Here is a 19,073-nt window from a genome sequence, read left to right on the forward strand (position 1 = left end):
TTTTATGATACATACGATAATCAAGTATTTATTAATTTCAACAACGCTTTTTTTCTGCTCATGCCACAAGCCTAAGACGGATATTATCACCCCCGCCAAGCAGTTAATAGAACGTCAGATTGGGGAAAGAGCAAAGTCTATCCACTTTGAATATATCGAACCATCCGAAGGTAAAGATATATTTGAAGTGATAGCAAGCGACGGCAGGCTTACTTTAAGGGGAAGTAGCTCCGTTGCTATTTGTTACGCTTTTCATACGTACATGAAAGAAGCTTGTAAGAGCATGAAAACATGGAGCGGTGAACATCTAACATCAGTGATGCCGTGGCCCGATTATGAATTGTATGAACAAGTGTCCCCTTATGAGTTGCGTTACTTCCTGAATGTTTGTACATTCGGCTATACTACTCCTTACTGGGACTGGGAGCGTTGGGAAAAGGAAATTGACAGGATGGCTCTTTATGGTGTAAATATGCCCTTGGCTACAGTGGCCAGCGAAGCTATTGCTGAACGGGTGTGGCTGCGTATGGGATTGACCAAAGAAGAAATCCGTGAATTTTTCACAGCTCCTGCACATCTTCCTTGGCATCGCATGGGTAATCTGAACAAGTGGGATGGTCCCTTATCTGATGCCTGGCAACGTAACCAAATCGGCTTGCAGCACCAAATCCTGACCCGTATGCGCGAGTTGGGAATGCAGCCCATAGCACCTGCGTTTGCCGGTTTCGTGCCGGAAGGATTCGTACGGAAACATCCCGATACACAATTCCGGCATATGCGGTGGGGTGGTTTTGATGAACAGTATAATGCCTATGTACTGCCACCGGATTCGCCTTTCTTCCAAGAAATAGGTAAACTGTTTGTCGAAGAGTGGGAAAAAGAGTTTGGAGAAAATACTTATTACCTGTCGGACAGTTTTAACGAAATGGAACTACCTATAGATAAGGAAGATAAAGAAGCGAAATACAAGTTATTGGCCGAGTATGGAGAAACGATTTATAAATCAATTACAGCCGGAAACCCTGATGCCGTTTGGGTTACACAAGGATGGACATTTGGATATCAACATTCATTCTGGGATAAAGAATCGCTTAAAGCCTTGTTAAGCAATGTACCTGATGATAAAATGATTATCATTGATTTGGGCAATGATTATCCCAAATGGGTATGGAACACCGAACAGACATGGAAAGTACACGATGGGTTTTACGGAAAGAAATGGGTATTCAGCTATGTACCCAACTTCGGTGGGAAAAATACAATGACAGGAGATCTGGGCATGTATGCTAGTTCCTCGGTCAAAGCGTTACGTGCTGCAAATAAAGGTAACTTGATTGGGTTCGGTTCTGCCCCTGAAGGTCTCGAAAACAATGAGGTTGTTTACGAACTGTTAGCCGATATGGGGTGGACTTCAGACAGCATTGATCTGGACGATTGGATGAAGATATACTGTGAGGCCCGCTATGGGGGATATCCCGATGCTATGAAAGAAGCTTGGAAACTTTTTCGGAAAACAGCATATAGTTCTCTCTATTCATACCCCCGTTTTACCTGGCAAACCGTAGTACCCGATCAACGGCGGATCAGTAAAATCGACCTTAGTGATGATTACTTGCAGGCTATACTTTTGTATGCCAGTTGCGCTGACGAACTGAAAAACTCTGAATTATACAGAAACGACCTCATTGAGTTTGTTTCGTATTATGTAGCGGCTAAAGCTGAAAATTTTTATAAGCAGGCGCTGAAAGATGATTCGGAGAATCGTGTTCTCGCAGCGCAGCGTAATCTGCAACAAACTGTTGATTTGTTGATTGACGTTGACAGGCTGTTGGCTTCTCATCCTTTATATCGATTGGAAGAATGGGTGGAACTTGCACGTAATAGCGGAACAACTCTTCAGGAAAAAGATGCTTATGAAGCAAACGCTAAACGCTTGATTACAAGTTGGGGTGGTATTCAGGAAGATTATGCAGCCCGTTTCTGGAGCGGGTTGATTAAAGATTACTATATTCCTCGTATACAGCTCTATTTCACAAAAGACCGGAATAAAATTCGAGAATGGGAGGAACAATGGATTACATCTCCCTGGAGCAACAGTACAACTCCGTTTGATGACCCGGTCAAGGCTGCATTGGGTTTAATAGAGAAAACAAATAAGTGATAGCTTTTTATGAAAAAGATTGTATTGGCATTCGATTCGTTTAAAGGTTCGGTCAGCTCTTTTGAAATAGCGAAAGCTGCCGAAAAAGCGATTCTGGAGGAATTACCTGACTGTCAGATTATACGTTTTCCCATAGCTGATGGTGGCGAAGGGACTACAGAAGCCTTATGTTCTGCTCTTAGTGCTCAAACGGTGTCATGTCGGGTGCATGATCCATTCATGAAGCCAATCGATGTATCGTATGGTATCGCGAACAATGGTGCGATGGCTATTATCGAAATGGCTTCAGCCTGTGGTCTTCCACTGATTGATTCAAACCGGAGAAACCCAATGAAGACTACGACTTATGGAGTTGGAGAAATGGTTGCTGACGCATTAAAACGAGGGTGTCGGGAATTCATTATCGGGATTGGCGGAAGTGCAACAAATGATGCGGGAATGGGTATGCTGAAGGCTTTAGGGGCACGTTTTCTGGATAGAGAGAACTGTGAACTGGAACCTGTCGGCGAAAGTCTGATAAAAGTCCATCAAATAGATATTTTTCAATTAAATCCGGCATTGAAGGAGAGTAATTTTACGATTGCCTGTGATGTTAGTAATCCATTTTATGGAAAAGAAGGTGCGGCCTATGTATATGCTCCTCAAAAAGGGGCAACTATGCTGCAAGTGATAGAGTTGGACAATGGGTTGCGGCATTATGCACAGGTAATAAAGGAATATACAGATATGGATATATCGCAACTTCCCGGTGCCGGAGCAGCCGGAGGAATGGGAGGCGGTCTGCTTCCGTTTCTGAATGCAAAATTGCAATCCGGGATAGAAGTTATATTGAAAACGCTTCGTTTCGAAGAAGTCGTTCAACAGGCAGACTTGATACTGACTGGAGAGGGGAAACTGGATTGCCAGACTTGTATGGGAAAGGCGCTGGACGGAATCTTACGTGTCGGTGACAGATGTCAGGTTCCGGTGATAGCATTAGGAGGAGCGGTCGAAGCCGCCGAAGCACTTAATAGGATGGGTTTTACAGCCGTACTTCCTATCCAACCTTTCCCGGTAACACTTGAAGAGGCGATGCAACCGGAGTTTACGAAAGAAAACATAGAGAGAACGGTGCGACAGGTGGTGAGAATCATCAAACAATTTACTAAATAATACTCAATGACAGCGATAGGCGCATTAATCGGGCTTTCATTATCCATACTGTTAATCATAAGAAAGCTTTCTCCGACATACAGTCTGATTATCGGAGCGATAGTTGGAGGATTGTTGGGAGGACTATCTTTAAATGAGACTGTAACGGTGATGACCGAAGGGGTGAAAGAGATCACTCCGGCGGTATTGCGGATTCTGACGGCCGGAGTCTTATCAGGTATATTAATACAAACCGGAGCTACCACTGTCATCTCCAATGCAATTATACATAAAATGGGTGAGAAGCGGGTATTTATGGCATTGGCACTCGCAACTATGTTACTTTGTACTGTAGGTGTATTTATTGATGTGGCTGTGATAACTGTTGCACCGGTGGCTCTTTCGATAGGTAAGCGTTTAAACCTGTCTCCATCCGTGTTACTTATTGCTATGATCGGGGGAGGTAAGTGTGGAAATATCATATCACCTAACCCGAATACCATTATAGCAGCCGGAAATTTTAATGCAGATCTATCGGCTGTGATGTTTGCCAATATTTTACCGGCAGTGATCGGTTTGTTTTTCACTGTTTTTGTTATTGTCCGTCTAATGCCTCAAACAGTAAAAAACAAAAAGGTGGTGATACAAACTGTGAATAAAGAGGAAGAGAGAAATCTGCCGTCGCTAAGAGCCAGTCTGATTGCTCCTGTTGTTACGGTTGTTTTATTGGCATTACGCCCTATAGCAGGAATCAATATTGATCCTTTGATAGCTTTGCCGGTAGGTGGTTTGTGTGGCGCTATCTGTATGAGACAATGGAAAAATATTCTTCCAAGTATAGAGTATGGACTGCAGAAGATGTCTGTGGTAGCTATTCTGTTGATAGGAACTGGAACTATTGCCGGTATCATAAAGAACTCTTCTTTGAAAGACTGGATTCTTACAGGATTGGATCATGCTCATATTAGTGATGTGTTGATTGCTCCTATATCAGGCGCATTGATGTCAGCGGCTACGGCATCGACAACAGCCGGAGCGACACTGGCTTCTTCTTCGTTTGCTGAAACGATATTGGCTATAGGGATTTCTGCGGTTTGGGGGGCAGCTATGATTAATTCGGGGGCTACAGTTCTTGACCATTTGCCACATGGTTCGTTCTTTCATGCGACAGGAGGCGTATGCGAACTCAATTTTAAGGAACGTCTGAAGTTGATACCTTATGAATCGCTTATAGGAATAGTGCTAACTGCCGGAACGACTATTTTATATATAATAAGTAATTAAAAGAATAAAATATATGAATCCGAACAAACGGTTACTTTCGCTTGATGTACTTCGGGGTAATACTGTTGCCGGGATGATCTTGGTCAACAACACAGGAAAGTGTGGGTATAACTTTGCTGTGTTTACACATGCCAAGTGGGATGGCTTTTCGCCAGCCGATTTGGTATTTCCGATGTTTATGTTCCTGATGGGTATTTCGACCTACATCTCTTTGTGTAAGTATAACTTCCAGTGTCGACCGGCTATTGCTAAAATCATAAAAAGAAGTCTCTTATTAATATTTATAGGTCTGGTTATGGAGTGGTTCATTACATCAGTAGATAGTGGTAACTATTCTGATTTGAGCCAGCTCCGGTTAATGGGAGTGATGCAACGGCTTGGAATTTGTTATGGCATTACAGCCCTATTGGCTGTAACAATACCGCATAAGCGATTTATGCCATTAGCCATCATCTTGTTGGCTGTCTACTTTATTTTTCAGTTATTTGGAAACGGATTTGAGAAAAGTGCGGATAATATCGTCGGGATTGTTGACTCGGCTATTTTAGGGTCTAATCACATGTATCTTCAAGGCCGGCAGTTTGTCGATCCCGAGGGGATACTTAGCACGATTCCCGCTGTATCTCAAGTGATGATAGGTTTTGTTTGCGGAAAAATAATCATCGACATTAAAGACAATGACCGCCGGATGCTGAATCTATTTCTTATAGGTACCACTCTGTTGTTTGTCGGCTATTTGTTAAGTTATGCCTGTCCTTTGAATAAACGTTTGTGGTCTCCTTCGTTCGTTTTGGTCACTTGTGGGATCGCAGCATTGTCATTGGCTTTGCTGCTCTATATCATTGATGTGAAGCAGAATAAAAAGTGGTTTTCATTTTTCGAAGCATTTGGAGCGAATCCGCTTGTAATCTATGTGTTTAGTTGCATAGCCGGAGGATTGCTTGTGCATTGGCATATCCATACGGTTGTATTCAGTAATTTGCTTAACCCATTATTCGGAAATTACTTCGGTTCATTTATGTATGGTGTGTTTTTTCTGTTGTTCAATGGGCTGTTGGGGTATGTTTTATTAAAAAGAAAAATCTATATAAAATTATAAATCAGAATGAAGAGAAAAAGTGTATACATGTGTCTGGTTATGTTTTTTATGTCGTTGGCTCTTCAGGCTAAAGACAAAGACGTAGCTGTTGCCGAAGCATTAGTGAAACGTTTGCTGCCGTCATACATCGAGAGTTTTCAGTTTCAAAAGTTAAAAGGGGAGAAAGACTGCTTTACGGTAGAGTCCGTCAAAGATAAGATTGTAATCGGTGGAAACAACGCCAATTCAATGGCGATGGGACTGAACCATTACCTGAAATACTACTGTCTAACTACGGTATCGTGGTATGCGGATATAGCCGTTGAAACTCCTGATGAATTGCCAATGGTTGGCGAGAAGGTCGTTTCGGAAGCGAGAGTGGATACTCGCTTTTTCCTGAATTACTGCACGTATGGTTACACGATGCCTTGGTGGCAATGGAAAGAATGGGAACGCTTTATTGACTGGATGGCCCTTAATGGCATAAATATGCCTTTGGCAATCACCGGACAAGAAGCTGTGTGGTATAAAGTCTGGTCAAAAATGGGAATGTCGGACATCGAAATACGCTCTTACTTCACGGGACCGCCGTATCTGCCCTGGCATCGGATGGCTAACATAGATGGTTGGAACGGTCCGTTGCCGATGGAATGGCTGGAACATCAGGTAAGTTTGCAGAAAAAAATACTCGCACGTGAGCGTGAATTGAATATGAAGCCCGTATTGCCAGCCTTTGCCGGACATGTCCCTGCCGATTTAAAACGGATTTACCCCGAGGCCGATATTCAGCATTTGGGCAAATGGGCAGGTTTTACTGATACATATCGTTGTAACTTTCTGAATCCTAACGACGCTTTGTTTGCGAAAATTCAGAAACTATTTCTTAATGAACAAAAAAAACTTTTCGGAACCGATCATATTTATGGCTTAGATCCTTTCAATGAGGTTGACCCGCCAAGTTTCGAACCCGAATATTTGCGGAAGATAGCTTCGGATATGTACGCCACGTTGACGGCTGCCGATCCCAAAGCCCAATGGATGCAAATGACATGGATGTTTTATCATGACAAAGAGAAGTGGACATCTCCGCGAATAGAAGCTTTACTGACGGGTGTTCCGCAGAATAAGACGTATCTGCTCGATTATCATTGTGAAAATATTGAACTTTGGAAAACGACTGATAAATTTCATGGACAGCCTTATATCTGGTGTTATCTGGGCAATTTCGGAGGAAACACAACTTTGACAGGTAACGTCAAAGAAAGTGGCGCACGACTTGAGAATGCTTTCATTAACGGTGGAGACAACCTTAAGGGAATCGGCTCTACGCTGGAAGGATTGGATGTTGTACAGTTCCCTTACGAATACATCCTTGAGAAAGCATGGAACTTGAATGTAGATGATAACAAATGGATAGAATGTCTGGCTGACAGACACGTAGGATGTGTATCGCAACCTGTGCGCGATGCTTGGAAAATATTATTCAATGACATTTATGTACAGGTGCCGCGTACATTGGGCACTTTACCCGGATATCGCCCCGTATTGAATAAGAATAGTGAAAAACGGACAAGTAATGTGTACAGTAATGTTGAACTATTAGAGGTTTGGAGAAAACTGAACGAAGCGCCTTCTGACCGGAGGGATGCTTTTCGTCTGGATTTGATTATTGTAGGCAGGCAGGTGCTTGGAAACTATTTTCTTGATGTGAAAATGGAGTTTGACAGGATGGTTGAAGCTAAAGATTATCAGGCTTTGAAAGCTTGTGGCGAAAAAATGAAGGAAATATTGAATGATTTGGATAAACTGAATGCCTTTCATCCTTACTGTTCTCTGGATAAATGGATGGATGATGCGCGGAAGATGGGGGATTCTCCCCGGTTGAAAGACTATTATGAAAAGAACGCTCGCAACTTGATTACTACTTGGGGAGGAAGCCTGAACGATTATGCCAGTCGTTCATGGGCAGGACTGATAAGTGATTATTATGCAAAACGTTGGGAAGTGTATATCAATACATTTATCAATGCGGCTGAGAAAGGTGTGGAAGTGGATCAGCAACAACTTGAAGATGAGTTAAAAGAAATAGAAGCTGGTTGGGTAAACGCAACTGATAGGAAAGATATTCGGAAAGATGTTCATTCAACAAATGACGGATTGCTATCATTCTCAACCTTTTTATTCAGCAAATATCAAAGACTGGTGAAATAAACAAGAGGCCTGTTTCATTTATTGTTTGCGATTCATGCTATATCAGAAAGAATTAATATATTTGAAAATAAGGACTTGATATCATAAGCTTTTTGTTTTCATATTTAAAATGATTAAGATGTTCCAGAAATACTCACAGGATGAAGCCCAAGCTTTGGTTAAGGCTCTGAAAGAGGGGAACCAGCTGGCATTTAGTATTGTATACAAGACATATGCGGCGCAGACCTTTTCTTTGGCATTTAAATATTTGCTGAATAAGGAATTGGCTGAAGATGCTGTGCAGAACTTATTCTTAAAACTCTGGCTGAAAAAAGAAGAGATCGACGAAACAAAACCTATAAACAGATACCTTTTTACGATGTTGAAGAACGATCTGCTCAATACGTTGAGAGATTCAAAGAAAAATATCTATTTACTTGAGGATTGCCTTTCAATGGTTTTGGAATTGGAAGACAATTCTCAAAACGAAAACCTTAAGCAAGAACAAATGAACATTATACAACAAGCTCTTGAGCAACTTTCGCCGCAACGTCGTAAGGTTTTTGAAATGAAAGTTTCAGGAAAATACTCCAATCAGGAAATAGCTGATAAACTTAATCTTTCGATAAATACAATTAAATTCCAATATAGCCAATCTTTAAAGCAGATTCGCTCGACAGTGGGAGAGCTTAGCCTACTGTTACTTTATTGTATGATGTAGTTCTATCACTTTTACGGATATGGAACGTTCTTTTGAATTAACACGGTTTAACGTAGTCTGTATAATACTTTTTTGTAACAGTGTGTATTACTAATAGATATTGAAATATGAAATCAAAAAAGAAACATACAAGTCAGGACTTTGAAGTGGTTGACGGCATCGGAAAATATATTGATGACGACATTCAGAGGATAGTAGAAGGCAAACAGCTCGAACTGGGTGGCAGAGAACTGCCTCCTTTTGATGAATATCGCATTTATAAGAATATTCAGGAAGCCGTAATGCAGGAAGAAAAACGAAAGAACAGGAGAATCAGAATGCCATTGTTATTTAAGTGGACGGTGGCTTGTGCTATTGTTTTGCTTGTGATAAGTGTGGGATATAATTATTATCAAAGCCACAGTGAGGCAAATCTTGTTTATCGTGAAGTCTGTGCTGTAAGAGGTGAAAAGCTGCTTGTATTACTTCCTGATGGTAGCCGGGTGTGGTTAAATGCCGATTCTAAATTGACTTATCCGGAACAGTTTGCGAAATACAACAGGAATGTTATGCTGGAGGGAGAGGCTTATTTTGAAATAGCAGAAAATAAAAAATCACCATTTCAGGTACTTGCCGAGAATGTAAAAATACAGGTGACAGGAACGTGCTTCAATGTAAAAGCGTACGCTTCGGATAAGGTAGTAAAAACTACACTCGACGAAGGAAGTATCAATATCGGACATGTGCAAAGCCGTAGACCTATGCAGCAAATGCTTCCCGGGCAAACGGCCGTTTATGAAAAAAGGAGTAATGTAATAAAAATAAAAACTGATAGATATCACGATGATGCTTCGAGTTGGAAGAGTAATCGGCTTATTTTCAGAAATGCATCGCTAAAAGAAGTGCTAACAACACTTTCGCGGCATTTTGATATAGAGATTACAGTTCAAAATGAAAAGATTGCTTCATTTACGTACAACTTCGTTTGTAAAGGGAACGACTTGAACTATGTCTTGGAGGTGATGCAATCAATAACACCGGTTAGTTTTAAAAAGATATCAGAATATACATATACTGTTGAATAAGTAAACTTAATCTAATAACAAAAACAATTTTATGAAAACACTTTTGAAGCCCATTGTATGGGTATGCCTTTTCTTCTTTGCATATCAAAGTACGTATGCACAGGCTCTTAAAATAATGAGCTATAATTGCCGGATGTCCGGACAGATGACTGGTTACTCGGTGAAAGAGTATGCAGTATTTATCAGGAAATACAATCCGGATGTTGTAATGTTGCAAGAGATAGATTACAACACAAAAAGGAATAAGAATCAAGATTTCACCACTCAGCTGGCTGCAGAATTGGGATTGTTTTCCGTATTCGGGAAAGCGATGAATACTGGGGATGGAGAATATGGAGTAGCCATACTTTCAAAATATCCTTTTGTTTATATCAATAACAAAACCTTTGAAGGTATAGACGGAGCCAAAGAACCCCGGACACTACTATATGTGGATATTCAGGAGCCCGGAACTTCAGATGTAATCAGGATAGGAACGACTCATCTGGATCATTCGACGGATTTGATAAGGAGCGCAATGGCCGAACAGATTAATGAGCGGATTGGTACAGGAGATACCCCGACGTTGCTGGGAGGAGATTTTAATGCCAGGACCGACTCTAATGTGATTTGTGAAGTAATGAAGAACTGGCAGAGAATCTGCGATGATACATTCACCTATCCGGCAGATCAGCCGACAATCAAGATTGATTATCTATTCGGGCTTCCACAGAATAAGTGGAAGGTGAAGTCGTTTGAAGTTTTATCTAATCCGGCGGTATCTGACCACAGAGCTTTGTTTGCCGAAGTTGAATTTGTAAAATAAGTGAAATATGAAATCAAACTATCTATATCTGCTATTTATATGTATTACCTCTTGCCTGTTCGTTTCATGTAGTGATGAGGATAACAAGAGAGAAGAAATCCCTGAATGGAATCGGTTCAGAACAACTAACGTGTTGGTTTATGCACACTTGTCAGAGCAAAATTTATTTAGTTCTTGTAGTTATAAAGAGGTGGCGGCGTCTATCAGGAACACTGTTCATGCAGTGGCATTGTTGGATAGAACGAACGCTATTTATGGGCAAACTGCAATCATAAATACGGGTACGGAGACTGCTAGAGAGAGTAAAAAAGTGCCGGTGTTTGTACCTGTCAGCTATAGTAGCGGAGAAAAAAAGATAATCGGTAGTACTGTGCTTTTTCCTTCTACTATTTCCGAGATGACACAATATGTGGTAAAAAACGATTGCAGATATCTTGAAACAAAAACAGAAGCAGTGAACGGAATAGATATGCTCTTCTGTTCTGTGTCACTAAATAGTGAAGATCTGATAGCTCCGGCCGTTGATGTATTCAAGAAAAGAGTAAACGAACAGACAGTTCTGGTGGGCACTGTTAAACGTGCGTTGTTGTCTAATCTTGAGTCGGCAATTACTTCTAACTTAACTTCTGATACTTATTTTTTCTCGGAAGTGGAAAATAGAAATAGAGACTCCGAGTATTGTATATTTGTCCTGACTTCACACAAATGGGCTTTTAGGGGGGTAACCGAAACAAGTGTAAGCGGGGATTTACATTGTTTTCAATTACAAATCGAATCTTTAAAATAAAAAATGAACAGTCATGAAGCAATATATCAAAAACACAATGATCCTGATGCTTGCCCTGTCATGGGGCTTGCTATTGACAAATTGTAGTGATAGTGAAGCCGATTATTCGGATGACAACGCATATCCGCCACCTACTGTAGAACTAACTTCTCCTTCCGAGATAGATGTGGTGGAGTATAATTCTACGGTGACTGTATCTGCCAGAAGTTTCTCTGCTGTGGGGATACATAGTATATATGCTACCTTGTTGAAGGTGGATGAAAATGGAGAATATGAAGAGATAAATGCGAATGAACGCCAACGTTTAAAGATAGATACTCTGGAAACTGATATGACACTTGAATTTGATTTGAATGTCAAGGTCAACACGCGTGAAGCAGCCGGAATACTAGTGACATCGACAGATGTTTTGACAAAAACGGCACAAAAGGTAATACCGATTAAAAAGATAACCAAACTTCCGTCCCAGATATTTACAGAACCATCAGATTTACCAGTTTTAGTACCCGATGAAGAGGTTTCTCTGTCTGTGGTGATCCGTTCTGCAGTGGGCATTAAGTCCGTAAAACATACTTTGTGCAATAAGGTACTGGGTGATCTGAAGGATTATACAACTATTCCGGTATCAGGTAATCCATTGGAAATGGAATTTATCTTGAAAACTGTCGTAGACAATAAGGATACTGATGGAATCAAGATTGTGGTGGAAGATATAGAAGGGTTGAGAGAGGAGAAGATTATCAATATCGAGGGCATTGAGGGTGTTGACAATAATGTTGCGCTTGTTTTCAACGATATTGAAATGGCACCCGAATGGGAACATTCAATAGAACCGGATCAACCTTATATTTTCTCCATAGAGGGAATAATGATACGCGGTGTGCAGAAGCATGTGTTAAGCTTGAAGGAAATTAAAGGATATGGCTCAAAGGCAAACGGCGTAGACTTTGCTTTCATTAATATATGGAGAAATCCAAGCTTTGTTGCCGTTAAAAACAGAGGTTTCTCTTATGTCAGTGCGTCAAGAATTAGTGGAGGACCAATAGGGAGAGCTTACGATGTGAATGACTGGATTAAACCGGTCGGTGTGGCCACCAACAAAACGCTGTTTACTCTTATACCTGATGATAAGGTTGCTGACCTTGGTATTGATGTGATGATGGCGAACGCGGCTCCGGACGTCAAGACTTTTGAGGCGTTGAATGTGTTGGAAAGTATAGCTAAAGGAGGTGCTGATATGTTAATGCAAAGAGTCAATGCGTCTGACGGGTATCCGGATGATCCTTGTAGCTTGCAGATAAAAGACAATACTTATATTGCTTTTGTTACCGCAATGGGTAAGTATGGTGTGATTCATGTTATTGAAGCCGCAAACGATATGGATGCATTAGTTGCCGGAGGATGTAAAATTGCTACTCCTACAGGAGTGCTAGGAGGCCAGGGACCAGCCTATTCAGGAGCTGGTATAACCGGACTCACTTATGATGGCGTAGCATTACTCTATGGGCGCACATGTAAGTTGAAAATTGTGGTTCAGAAGTGAAATTGTTATAATTTAAAGAATAAAGAACTATACATTTATATTTAGATGTAAAAGTTAAGAAAGGTCGGTTCAAAAAAGAAAATGAACCGGCCTTGTTTTTTAGATGTTTCCTCAATATTGATTATGGTAGTTTGAGCGTTACTTCACTAATTAATGTGTCAAACACGAAAATATTATTTTCTTCTATGCTTTTTGCAGGAAAAGTTATAACTTCGGAGCACTTTTTAATTTGAATAATAAATGTTGGATTTAAAGCAACTTACCACTGATGTATGCCGGATTGCTACAGAGGTTGGACATTTTTTGAAAGAAGAACGGAAGAACTTCCGTCGTGAGCGTGTGGAGGAAAAACATGCACATGATTATGTGTCTTATGTAGATAAAGAGTCAGAGGTGCGAGTGGTGAAAGCACTTGCTGCTCTACTGCCCGAAGCGGGATTCATAACAGAAGAAGGCTCTGCCACTTATCAGGACGAACCCTACTGTTGGGTCATTGATCCGTTGGATGGAACTACAAATTATATTCATGATGAGGCTCCTTATTGTGTATCTATTGCTTTACGCAATCGCACTGAACTTCTTTTAGGTGTCGTTTATGAAGTTTGCCGGGATGAATGTTTCTATGCCTGGAAAGGTGGAAAGGCTTTCATGAATGGTGAAGAAATTCATGTATCGAGTGTTGAGGATATCCAAGATGCCTTTGTTATTACAGAATTACCTTATAATCATCTGCAATATAAACAGACCGCTCTTCATCTCATCGATCAACTTTATGGAGTAGTGGGAGGTATTCGTATGAATGGTTCGGCTGCCGCTGCAATTTGCTATGTAGCTATTGGGCGTTTCGATGCGTGGCTGGAAGCGTTTCTCGGAAAATGGGATTACTCCGCAGCGGCATTGATCGTCCAGCAAGCGGGAGGAAAGGTTACTAACTTCTATGGCGAAGATAACTTCATAGAAGGACATCATATTATTGCAACGAACGGAACTCTGCATTCTTTCTTTCAGAAACTTCTGGCAGAAGTCCCTCCATTGAATATGTAAGTGGTATTGCAACTTTAAAATCTCTATTATGATGAAACACACACTTCTTGTAAAAGACTGGCTTAGTTCTTTTTTATCTTTACTGTTTCCCCGTTGCTGTGTTGTTTGCGGCCGACCGTTAGCAAAGGGTGAGGAATGTATTTGTACAGTATGCAATATCAAACTACCTCGTACGAACTATCATCTTCGAAAAGATAATCCGGTAGAGCGACTTTTCTGGGGACAAATTCCTTTGGAACGGGCTACTTCTTTTTTCTTTTATGAGAAAGGAAGTGACTTCCGGCTGATTCTTCACCGTTTGAAATATGGTGGACAGAAGGAAATAGGTGCAATTATGGGACGGTATATGGCAGCAGAACTATTATCTTCCCATTTCTTTCAAGGAATTGATGTTATAATCCCTATACCGCTTCACAAGAAAAAACAGCAAATCCGCGGTTATAACCAGAGCGAATGGATTGCCCGTGGAATCACTGCCGTAACTGGAATACCTATAGATACAGAATCCATATTGCGTAAGAAAAATACGGAAACGCAAACACATAAATCCATACTTGAACGTCGGGATAATGTGGAAGGTATCTTTGAACTTCAACGTCCCGAAATACTTGTAGGGAAACACATACTGATCGTTGACGATGTATTGACCACCGGTTCTACTACGCTGGCATGTGCTTCTTGTCTGGTGAATGTGGAGGGAATACGGATTAGTATATTGACGTTGGCAACGGTGGAGTGATTATATACGAATAAATGATATTAAATAAGAAAGCCACCCATTCAGGTGGCTTCTTTTTTGCTCTTCCTCTTGGACTTGAACCAAGGACCCTCTGATTAACAGTCAGATGCTCTAACCGACTGAGCTAAGGAAGAATGTTTGCAATCAAGATTTTCAACTTTGCTCTTCCTCTTGGACTTGAACCAAGGACCCTCTGATTAACAGTCAGATGCTCTAACCGACTGAGCTAAGGAAGAATGTTTTTCTCAATTGCGATGCAAAAGTACTAGGTTTTTTTGAAATATGCAATATCTTTGCAAAAAAAATATTAGGAATGGACAAAATAATAGGATTGGGCAACGCCCTGGTAGACGTACTCGCAACCCTGAAGGATGATACTCTGTTGGATGAAATGGGTTTACCCAAAGGAAGCATGCAGCTCATCGATGACGCTAAGTTACAGCAGATTAACGCAAAATTTTCACAGATGAAAACCCATTTGGCAACAGGCGGATCGGCAGGAAATGCCATCCTCGGACTGGCTTGTTTGGGTGCCGGAACAGGGTTTATCGGAAAAGTGGGAAATGATAATTATGGAGAATTTTTTCGTGAAAATCTGTGGAAAAATAAGATTGAAGACAAATTATTGACGTCAGATCGACTGCCTTCCGGTGTGGCATCCACTTTTATTTCACCGGATGGGGAGCGTACTTTCGGAACCTATCTGGGAGCAGCGGCTTCTTTAAGAGCAGAGGAACTGACCTTGGATATGTTTAAGGGTTATGCATACCTATTTATAGAAGGCTATCTTGTTCAGGACCACGAAATGATTCTTCACGCCATTGAACTGGCTAAAGAAGCCGGTTTGCAGATTTGTCTCGATATGGCTAGTTATAACATTGTGGCTAATGATCTGGAATTCTTCACTTTGCTAATAAACAAATATGTCGACATTGTCTTTGCAAACGAAGAGGAAGCGAAAGCCTTTACTGGCAAGGAGCCGGAGGAAGCTTTGAGAGTGATTGCCAAGAAATGCAGTATTGCTATTGTAAAAGTCGGGGCAAATGGTTCTTACATCCGCAAAGGGACAGAAGAAATAAAGGCTTCAGCCATTTCGGTTCAAAAGGTGGTAGATACTACTGGTGCCGGTGACTATTTTGCTTCCGGATTCTTATACGGATTGACTTGCGGATATTCGTTGGATAAATGTGCAAAAATAGGTTCTATTCTCTCGGGAAATGTTATTCAGGTAATCGGAACAACGATATCACAGGAACGCTGGGATGAAATTAAGTTAAATATTAACAGGATTCTGGCGGAATAACAAAGGATTGAGCTACTTTTACGACTCATTTAGATTGAAAGAGGTATGAAAAAATTGCTGAACAGGCAGATAGCTATTGTTGCAGTAGCGGTGATAGCCACAGTTGCTTTCTTTAGTTTCAAGAGTGGAGACGACCGTAATTTCCAGATTGCAAAGAATCTGGATATATTTAATGCGATTGTGAAAGAACTGGATATGTTCTATGTAGATACCATTGATCCGAATAAAACGATTCGGGAAGGAATCGATAATATGCTTTATACGCTGGATCCTTATACGGAATATTTCCCGGAAGAGGATCAGAGTGAACTGGAGCAGATGATTAAAGGATCATTTGGTGGGATGGGTTCTTACATTGCTTATAATACGAAACTAAAGCGTTCGATGATTTCTGAACCTTTCGAGGGAACGCCTGCTGCAAAAGCCGGTCTGAAAGCGGGAGATATCCTGATGGAGATTGACGGACAGGATCTTGCCGGTAAGAATAACGCGGAAGTCAGCCAGATGTTACGCGGACAGGCAGGTACCAGTTTTAAGCTAAAGATTGAGCGCCCGAATGAGAAAGGCGGACGTACACCGATGGAATTCACGATTGTGCGTGAGTCTATTCAGAATCCGGCAATTCCTTATACTGCCGTATTGGATAACAAGGTAGGTTACATCAGCCTTAGCACTTTTTCCGGCAACCCTTCCAAAGAGTTTAAGAAAGCATTTCTGGATTTGAAGAAACAGGGCGCTACTTCGTTGGTGATAGACCTTCGTAGTAATGGCGGCGGATTGCTGGATGAAGCAGTGGAAATTGCGAATTATTTCTTACCGCGTGGAAAGGTGATTGTGACGACAAAAGGAAAAATCAAACAGGCTAGTAACACTTACAAGACATTGCGCGAACCGTTGGATTTGGACATTCCGATTGCGGTACTGGTAAATAGCGGAACCGCTTCTGCTTCCGAAATCTTATCAGGTTCTTTGCAGGATCTCGACCGTGCCGTTATCGTTGGTAACCGTACCTTCGGAAAAGGACTGGTACAGGTTCCCCGCTCTTTGCCTTATGGCGGAACGATGAAAGTGACTACCTCCAAATATTATATTCCGAGTGGCCGTTGTGTACAGGCTATTGATTACAAGCATCGTAATGAAGATGGAAGTGTAGGAACCATTCCTGATAGTTTGACTAAGGTATTCCATACGGCTGCCGGACGTGAAGTACGCGACGGAGGTGGTGTAATGCCGGATATTGTTATCAAACAGGAGAAATTACCGAATATCCTCTTCTATCTGGTACGCGATAATCTGATTTTCGATTATGCAACACAGTATTGTTTGAAGCATCCTACCATCGTTGCTCCGGAGAAGTTTGAGGTGACAGATGCCGATTATAATGATTTTAAAGCGTTGGTGAAGAAAGCCGACTTCAAATATGACCAGCAAAGCGAGAAGATTCTGAAAACGTTGAAAGAAGCTGCCGAGTTTGAAGGATATATGAATGATGCTTCAGAGGAGTTCAAAGCACTTGAAAAGAAGTTGAATCATGATCTTGACCGCGACTTGGATTATTTCTCATCTGATATAAAGAAGATGATTGCTACCGAAATTATCAAGCGTTACTATTACCAACGTGGTAATATCATCCAGCAGTTGAAGGATGATGACGGTTTGAAGGAAGCAATGAAAATTCTGAATGATCCGGTGAAATATAAAGAAATGCTTAGTGCTCCGGCTGCTAAGGAATAAATGAATATATTTCGAACATAGATATATGTGGAAAACGCGGCTTTGTTACTAACAAGCCGCGTTTTCTGTATATCTATATCTAATTGTAAAAGTCCTGTAAGGTCATGCCCGGACACTGATATTTGTGTCCTTAACCGATCTTTATTGGCGAATCAAAGGCAGGGTAAAATAGAATCTGCTTCCTTGTCCTTCCTGAGAGCGCAACCAGATACGTCCACCCATCTTCTCTACCAACATTCTGCAAAGAGTTAATCCCAATCCTGTTCCCTGAACAAAATCGTTGACCTTTCCAAAGCGCCGGAAAATAGTGGCAATTCTTGCTGCCGGAATGCCGATGCCGCTATCTTTAATATAGAACTCTACAAAATCCTCCTTTTCCCGATAGCCGAAATGGATTTCTCCTTTCGGGGTAAACTTCGTAGCGTTACTAAGCAAGTTACTTATAATTTGTATGATGCGATTCCAGTCTCCCGAAGCATACATGTCCGTATCTACGTCGTCCAAAATGAGCCTGACACCGTTTTGCGTCTTATGGCAGAATTGTTGTTCCAGTTGCAGGCAGATATCTATTAATTTGATCGGGCGGATATTGAATTTTAGAGAATCAGCTTCAAGAGATGCCAGATCCAGAATATCATTGAATAGATTCAGCAGCATTTCCGAATTTCGTTCGATGATTTCCGAATATTGGTTCTTCTCTTCCGCAGATGCTGCGGAAGTGATTAGTTTGGAGAACCCTACAATGGCATTGAGCGGGGTACGTATTTCATGACTCATATTTGCCAGAAAAGCAGATTTCAGCCGATCCGACTCTTCCGCCTTGATTCTGGCGGCCTTTAGCTCTTTCTGTTGTTGGGCATTCGTCTGTTCCGCCTCCCATTGTTGGGATATATCACGGCACATACACAATAGATATTCCTTATCCAAAGGAAAGATACGGTTTTCGTAGTGATGTAAAACACCGTCCAACATAAGATCATGTCTGGCTGTTGAACTTTCTCCTGTGAGAATCACCTTATCCATATTCTTGCGGACACTTTCATAAGCCTCTTTGGGTAGAATGTCTTTTACGTTAGTAGTGGTGATATTGTTGGCGCTGATACCTTCAACGTGATTAGTTGCCGGAGAAGAAGCAAGCTCTATGATGTTGGCGTCATGGTCGAAGACGGTGAGCATGTCAGGAAGAGCATCCAGTATCCGGGTGCTATATTTATCACGAAAACGTTCTTTGGAGGGAGAGGAAGAATCAGAAGAAGAATGAGAGGAAAGAAAATCTATTTTCTCCTCTAATTGTTCGATTATTTCTAAAAGGTCTTCCTTTGTTTTGTTTTTGTAATTCCTCATAGAAGATTTATTGTTATTCATTAGAATGTTGTAGAATTTGTTTTATCTGTTGCAAATATAAGACAATATTCCGAGATGCTGACTGCCTCCCTAGTTATTATAATATAAAAAAAACGGATAGCTTTTGCCCTACTAATCAGAATGT

15 protein-coding genes and 2 tRNA genes are annotated in these 19,073 nt (G+C 41.2%); 14 read left to right on the plus strand and 3 right to left on the minus strand.

Features of this window, described 5'->3' with window-relative positions:
• The first annotated feature begins 4 nt into the window (after positions 1-4).
• The 12 genes from I2I13_RS18980 to I2I13_RS19035 all read left to right on the plus strand — a co-directional run bounded on the left by I2I13_RS18980 (position 5) and on the right by I2I13_RS19035 (position 14,547).
• Positions 5-2,161 carry an alpha-N-acetylglucosaminidase gene (locus tag I2I13_RS18980; RefSeq protein WP_195650228.1) on the plus strand — a complete coding sequence of 719 codons (2,157 nt, stop codon included), beginning with the start codon at positions 5-7 and terminating at the stop codon, positions 2,159-2,161.
• A 9-nt stretch (positions 2,162-2,170) separates the two neighbouring features.
• Positions 2,171-3,313 carry a glycerate kinase gene (locus tag I2I13_RS18985; RefSeq protein ID WP_195650229.1) on the plus strand — a complete coding sequence of 381 codons (1,143 nt, stop codon included), beginning with the start codon at positions 2,171-2,173 and terminating at the stop codon, positions 3,311-3,313.
• A gap of 6 nt (positions 3,314-3,319) precedes the next feature.
• A complete protein-coding gene (locus I2I13_RS18990) occupies positions 3,320-4,576 on the plus strand; it encodes a GntP family permease (protein ID WP_195650230.1) in 1,257 nt (418 codons plus the stop codon).
• A gap of 13 nt (positions 4,577-4,589) precedes the next feature.
• Positions 4,590-5,675, plus strand: coding sequence for an acyltransferase family protein (locus I2I13_RS18995; protein ID WP_195650231.1), 1,086 nt, complete (start codon positions 4,590-4,592; stop codon positions 5,673-5,675).
• A 6-nt stretch (positions 5,676-5,681) separates the two neighbouring features.
• Positions 5,682-7,865, plus strand: coding sequence for an alpha-N-acetylglucosaminidase (locus I2I13_RS19000; protein ID WP_195650232.1), 2,184 nt, complete (start codon positions 5,682-5,684; stop codon positions 7,863-7,865).
• Positions 7,866-7,983: 118 nt separating this feature from the next.
• Positions 7,984-8,565 carry an RNA polymerase sigma factor gene (locus I2I13_RS19005; protein WP_148365569.1) on the plus strand — a complete coding sequence of 194 codons (582 nt, stop codon included), beginning with the start codon at positions 7,984-7,986 and terminating at the stop codon, positions 8,563-8,565.
• A 107-nt stretch (positions 8,566-8,672) separates the two neighbouring features.
• A complete protein-coding gene (locus I2I13_RS19010) occupies positions 8,673-9,629 on the plus strand; it encodes a FecR family protein (RefSeq protein ID WP_195650233.1) in 957 nt (318 codons plus the stop codon).
• Positions 9,630-9,660: 31 nt separating this feature from the next.
• Entirely contained in the window at positions 9,661-10,434 is a 774-nt protein-coding gene (locus tag I2I13_RS19015; RefSeq protein ID WP_195650234.1) for an endonuclease/exonuclease/phosphatase family protein, read from the plus strand.
• A gap of 7 nt (positions 10,435-10,441) precedes the next feature.
• A complete protein-coding gene (locus I2I13_RS19020; protein WP_148365566.1) occupies positions 10,442-11,221 on the plus strand; it encodes a hypothetical protein in 780 nt (259 codons plus the stop codon).
• Positions 11,222-11,234: 13 nt separating this feature from the next.
• Positions 11,235-12,764 carry a hypothetical protein gene (locus I2I13_RS19025; protein ID WP_195650235.1) on the plus strand — a complete coding sequence of 510 codons (1,530 nt, stop codon included), beginning with the start codon at positions 11,235-11,237 and terminating at the stop codon, positions 12,762-12,764.
• 240 nt (positions 12,765-13,004) lie between these two features.
• Complete coding sequence (locus I2I13_RS19030; protein ID WP_195650236.1) at positions 13,005-13,808, plus strand: inositol monophosphatase family protein; 804 nt, start codon at positions 13,005-13,007, stop codon at positions 13,806-13,808.
• 31 nt (positions 13,809-13,839) lie between these two features.
• A complete protein-coding gene (locus I2I13_RS19035; protein WP_195650252.1) occupies positions 13,840-14,547 on the plus strand; it encodes a ComF family protein in 708 nt (235 codons plus the stop codon).
• Between the two features lie 60 nt (positions 14,548-14,607).
• Here I2I13_RS19035 and I2I13_RS19040 read toward each other — a convergent pair.
• A tRNA-Asn gene (locus I2I13_RS19040) sits at positions 14,608-14,681 on the minus strand.
• 28 nt (positions 14,682-14,709) lie between these two features.
• A tRNA-Asn gene (locus tag I2I13_RS19045) sits at positions 14,710-14,783 on the minus strand.
• A gap of 77 nt (positions 14,784-14,860) precedes the next feature.
• On the opposite strand from I2I13_RS19045, the gene I2I13_RS19050 reads away from it, so the two are divergent.
• Both I2I13_RS19050 and I2I13_RS19055 read left to right on the plus strand, forming a co-directional pair.
• Complete coding sequence (locus tag I2I13_RS19050; RefSeq protein WP_195650237.1) at positions 14,861-15,850, plus strand: adenosine kinase; 990 nt, start codon at positions 14,861-14,863, stop codon at positions 15,848-15,850.
• A 45-nt stretch (positions 15,851-15,895) separates the two neighbouring features.
• Positions 15,896-17,584: a S41 family peptidase gene (locus I2I13_RS19055; protein ID WP_195650238.1), complete on the plus strand. Its 1,689-nt coding sequence runs from the start codon at positions 15,896-15,898 to the stop codon at positions 17,582-17,584.
• Between the two features lie 141 nt (positions 17,585-17,725).
• Here the strand turns inward: I2I13_RS19055 and I2I13_RS19060 are convergent, their stop codons facing one another.
• Positions 17,726-18,928 carry an ATP-binding protein gene (locus I2I13_RS19060; protein WP_195650239.1) on the minus strand — a complete coding sequence of 401 codons (1,203 nt, stop codon included), beginning with the start codon at positions 18,926-18,928 and terminating at the stop codon, positions 17,726-17,728.
• Between the last annotated feature and the right edge of the window lie 145 nt (positions 18,929-19,073).

The sequence above is a fragment of the Bacteroides sp. D55t1_190419_B8 genome (genome assembly GCF_015558905.1).
Lineage (GTDB): Bacteria > Bacteroidota > Bacteroidia > Bacteroidales > Bacteroidaceae > Bacteroides > Bacteroides vicugnae.

Excerpts from the sequence above, each read along its gene's own strand:
- I2I13_RS19005 (WP_148365569.1), top strand. The coding sequence starts at position 7,984 with ATGTTCCAGAAATACTCACAGGATGAAGCCCAAGCTTTGGTTAAGGCT.
- I2I13_RS18990 (WP_195650230.1), top strand. The coding sequence starts at position 3,320 with ATGACAGCGATAGGCGCATTAATCGGGCTTTCATTATCCATACTGTTA.
- I2I13_RS18980 (WP_195650228.1), top strand. The coding sequence starts at position 5 with ATGATACATACGATAATCAAGTATTTATTAATTTCAACAACGCTTTTT.
- I2I13_RS19030 (WP_195650236.1), top strand. The coding sequence starts at position 13,005 with ATGTTGGATTTAAAGCAACTTACCACTGATGTATGCCGGATTGCTACA.
- I2I13_RS19000 (WP_195650232.1), top strand. The coding sequence starts at position 5,682 with ATGAAGAGAAAAAGTGTATACATGTGTCTGGTTATGTTTTTTATGTCG.
- I2I13_RS19050 (WP_195650237.1), top strand. The coding sequence starts at position 14,861 with ATGGACAAAATAATAGGATTGGGCAACGCCCTGGTAGACGTACTCGCA.
- I2I13_RS19055 (WP_195650238.1), top strand. The coding sequence starts at position 15,896 with ATGAAAAAATTGCTGAACAGGCAGATAGCTATTGTTGCAGTAGCGGTG.
- I2I13_RS19035 (WP_195650252.1), top strand. The coding sequence starts at position 13,840 with ATGAAACACACACTTCTTGTAAAAGACTGGCTTAGTTCTTTTTTATCT.
- I2I13_RS18985 (WP_195650229.1), top strand. The coding sequence starts at position 2,171 with ATGAAAAAGATTGTATTGGCATTCGATTCGTTTAAAGGTTCGGTCAGC.
- I2I13_RS19060 (WP_195650239.1), bottom strand. The coding sequence starts at position 18,928 with ATGAGGAATTACAAAAACAAAACAAAGGAAGACCTTTTAGAAATAATC.
- I2I13_RS19010 (WP_195650233.1), top strand. The coding sequence starts at position 8,673 with ATGAAATCAAAAAAGAAACATACAAGTCAGGACTTTGAAGTGGTTGAC.
- I2I13_RS18995 (WP_195650231.1), top strand. The coding sequence starts at position 4,590 with ATGAATCCGAACAAACGGTTACTTTCGCTTGATGTACTTCGGGGTAAT.
- I2I13_RS19015 (WP_195650234.1), top strand. The coding sequence starts at position 9,661 with ATGAAAACACTTTTGAAGCCCATTGTATGGGTATGCCTTTTCTTCTTT.
- I2I13_RS19025 (WP_195650235.1), top strand. The coding sequence starts at position 11,235 with ATGAAGCAATATATCAAAAACACAATGATCCTGATGCTTGCCCTGTCA.
- I2I13_RS19020 (WP_148365566.1), top strand. The coding sequence starts at position 10,442 with ATGAAATCAAACTATCTATATCTGCTATTTATATGTATTACCTCTTGC.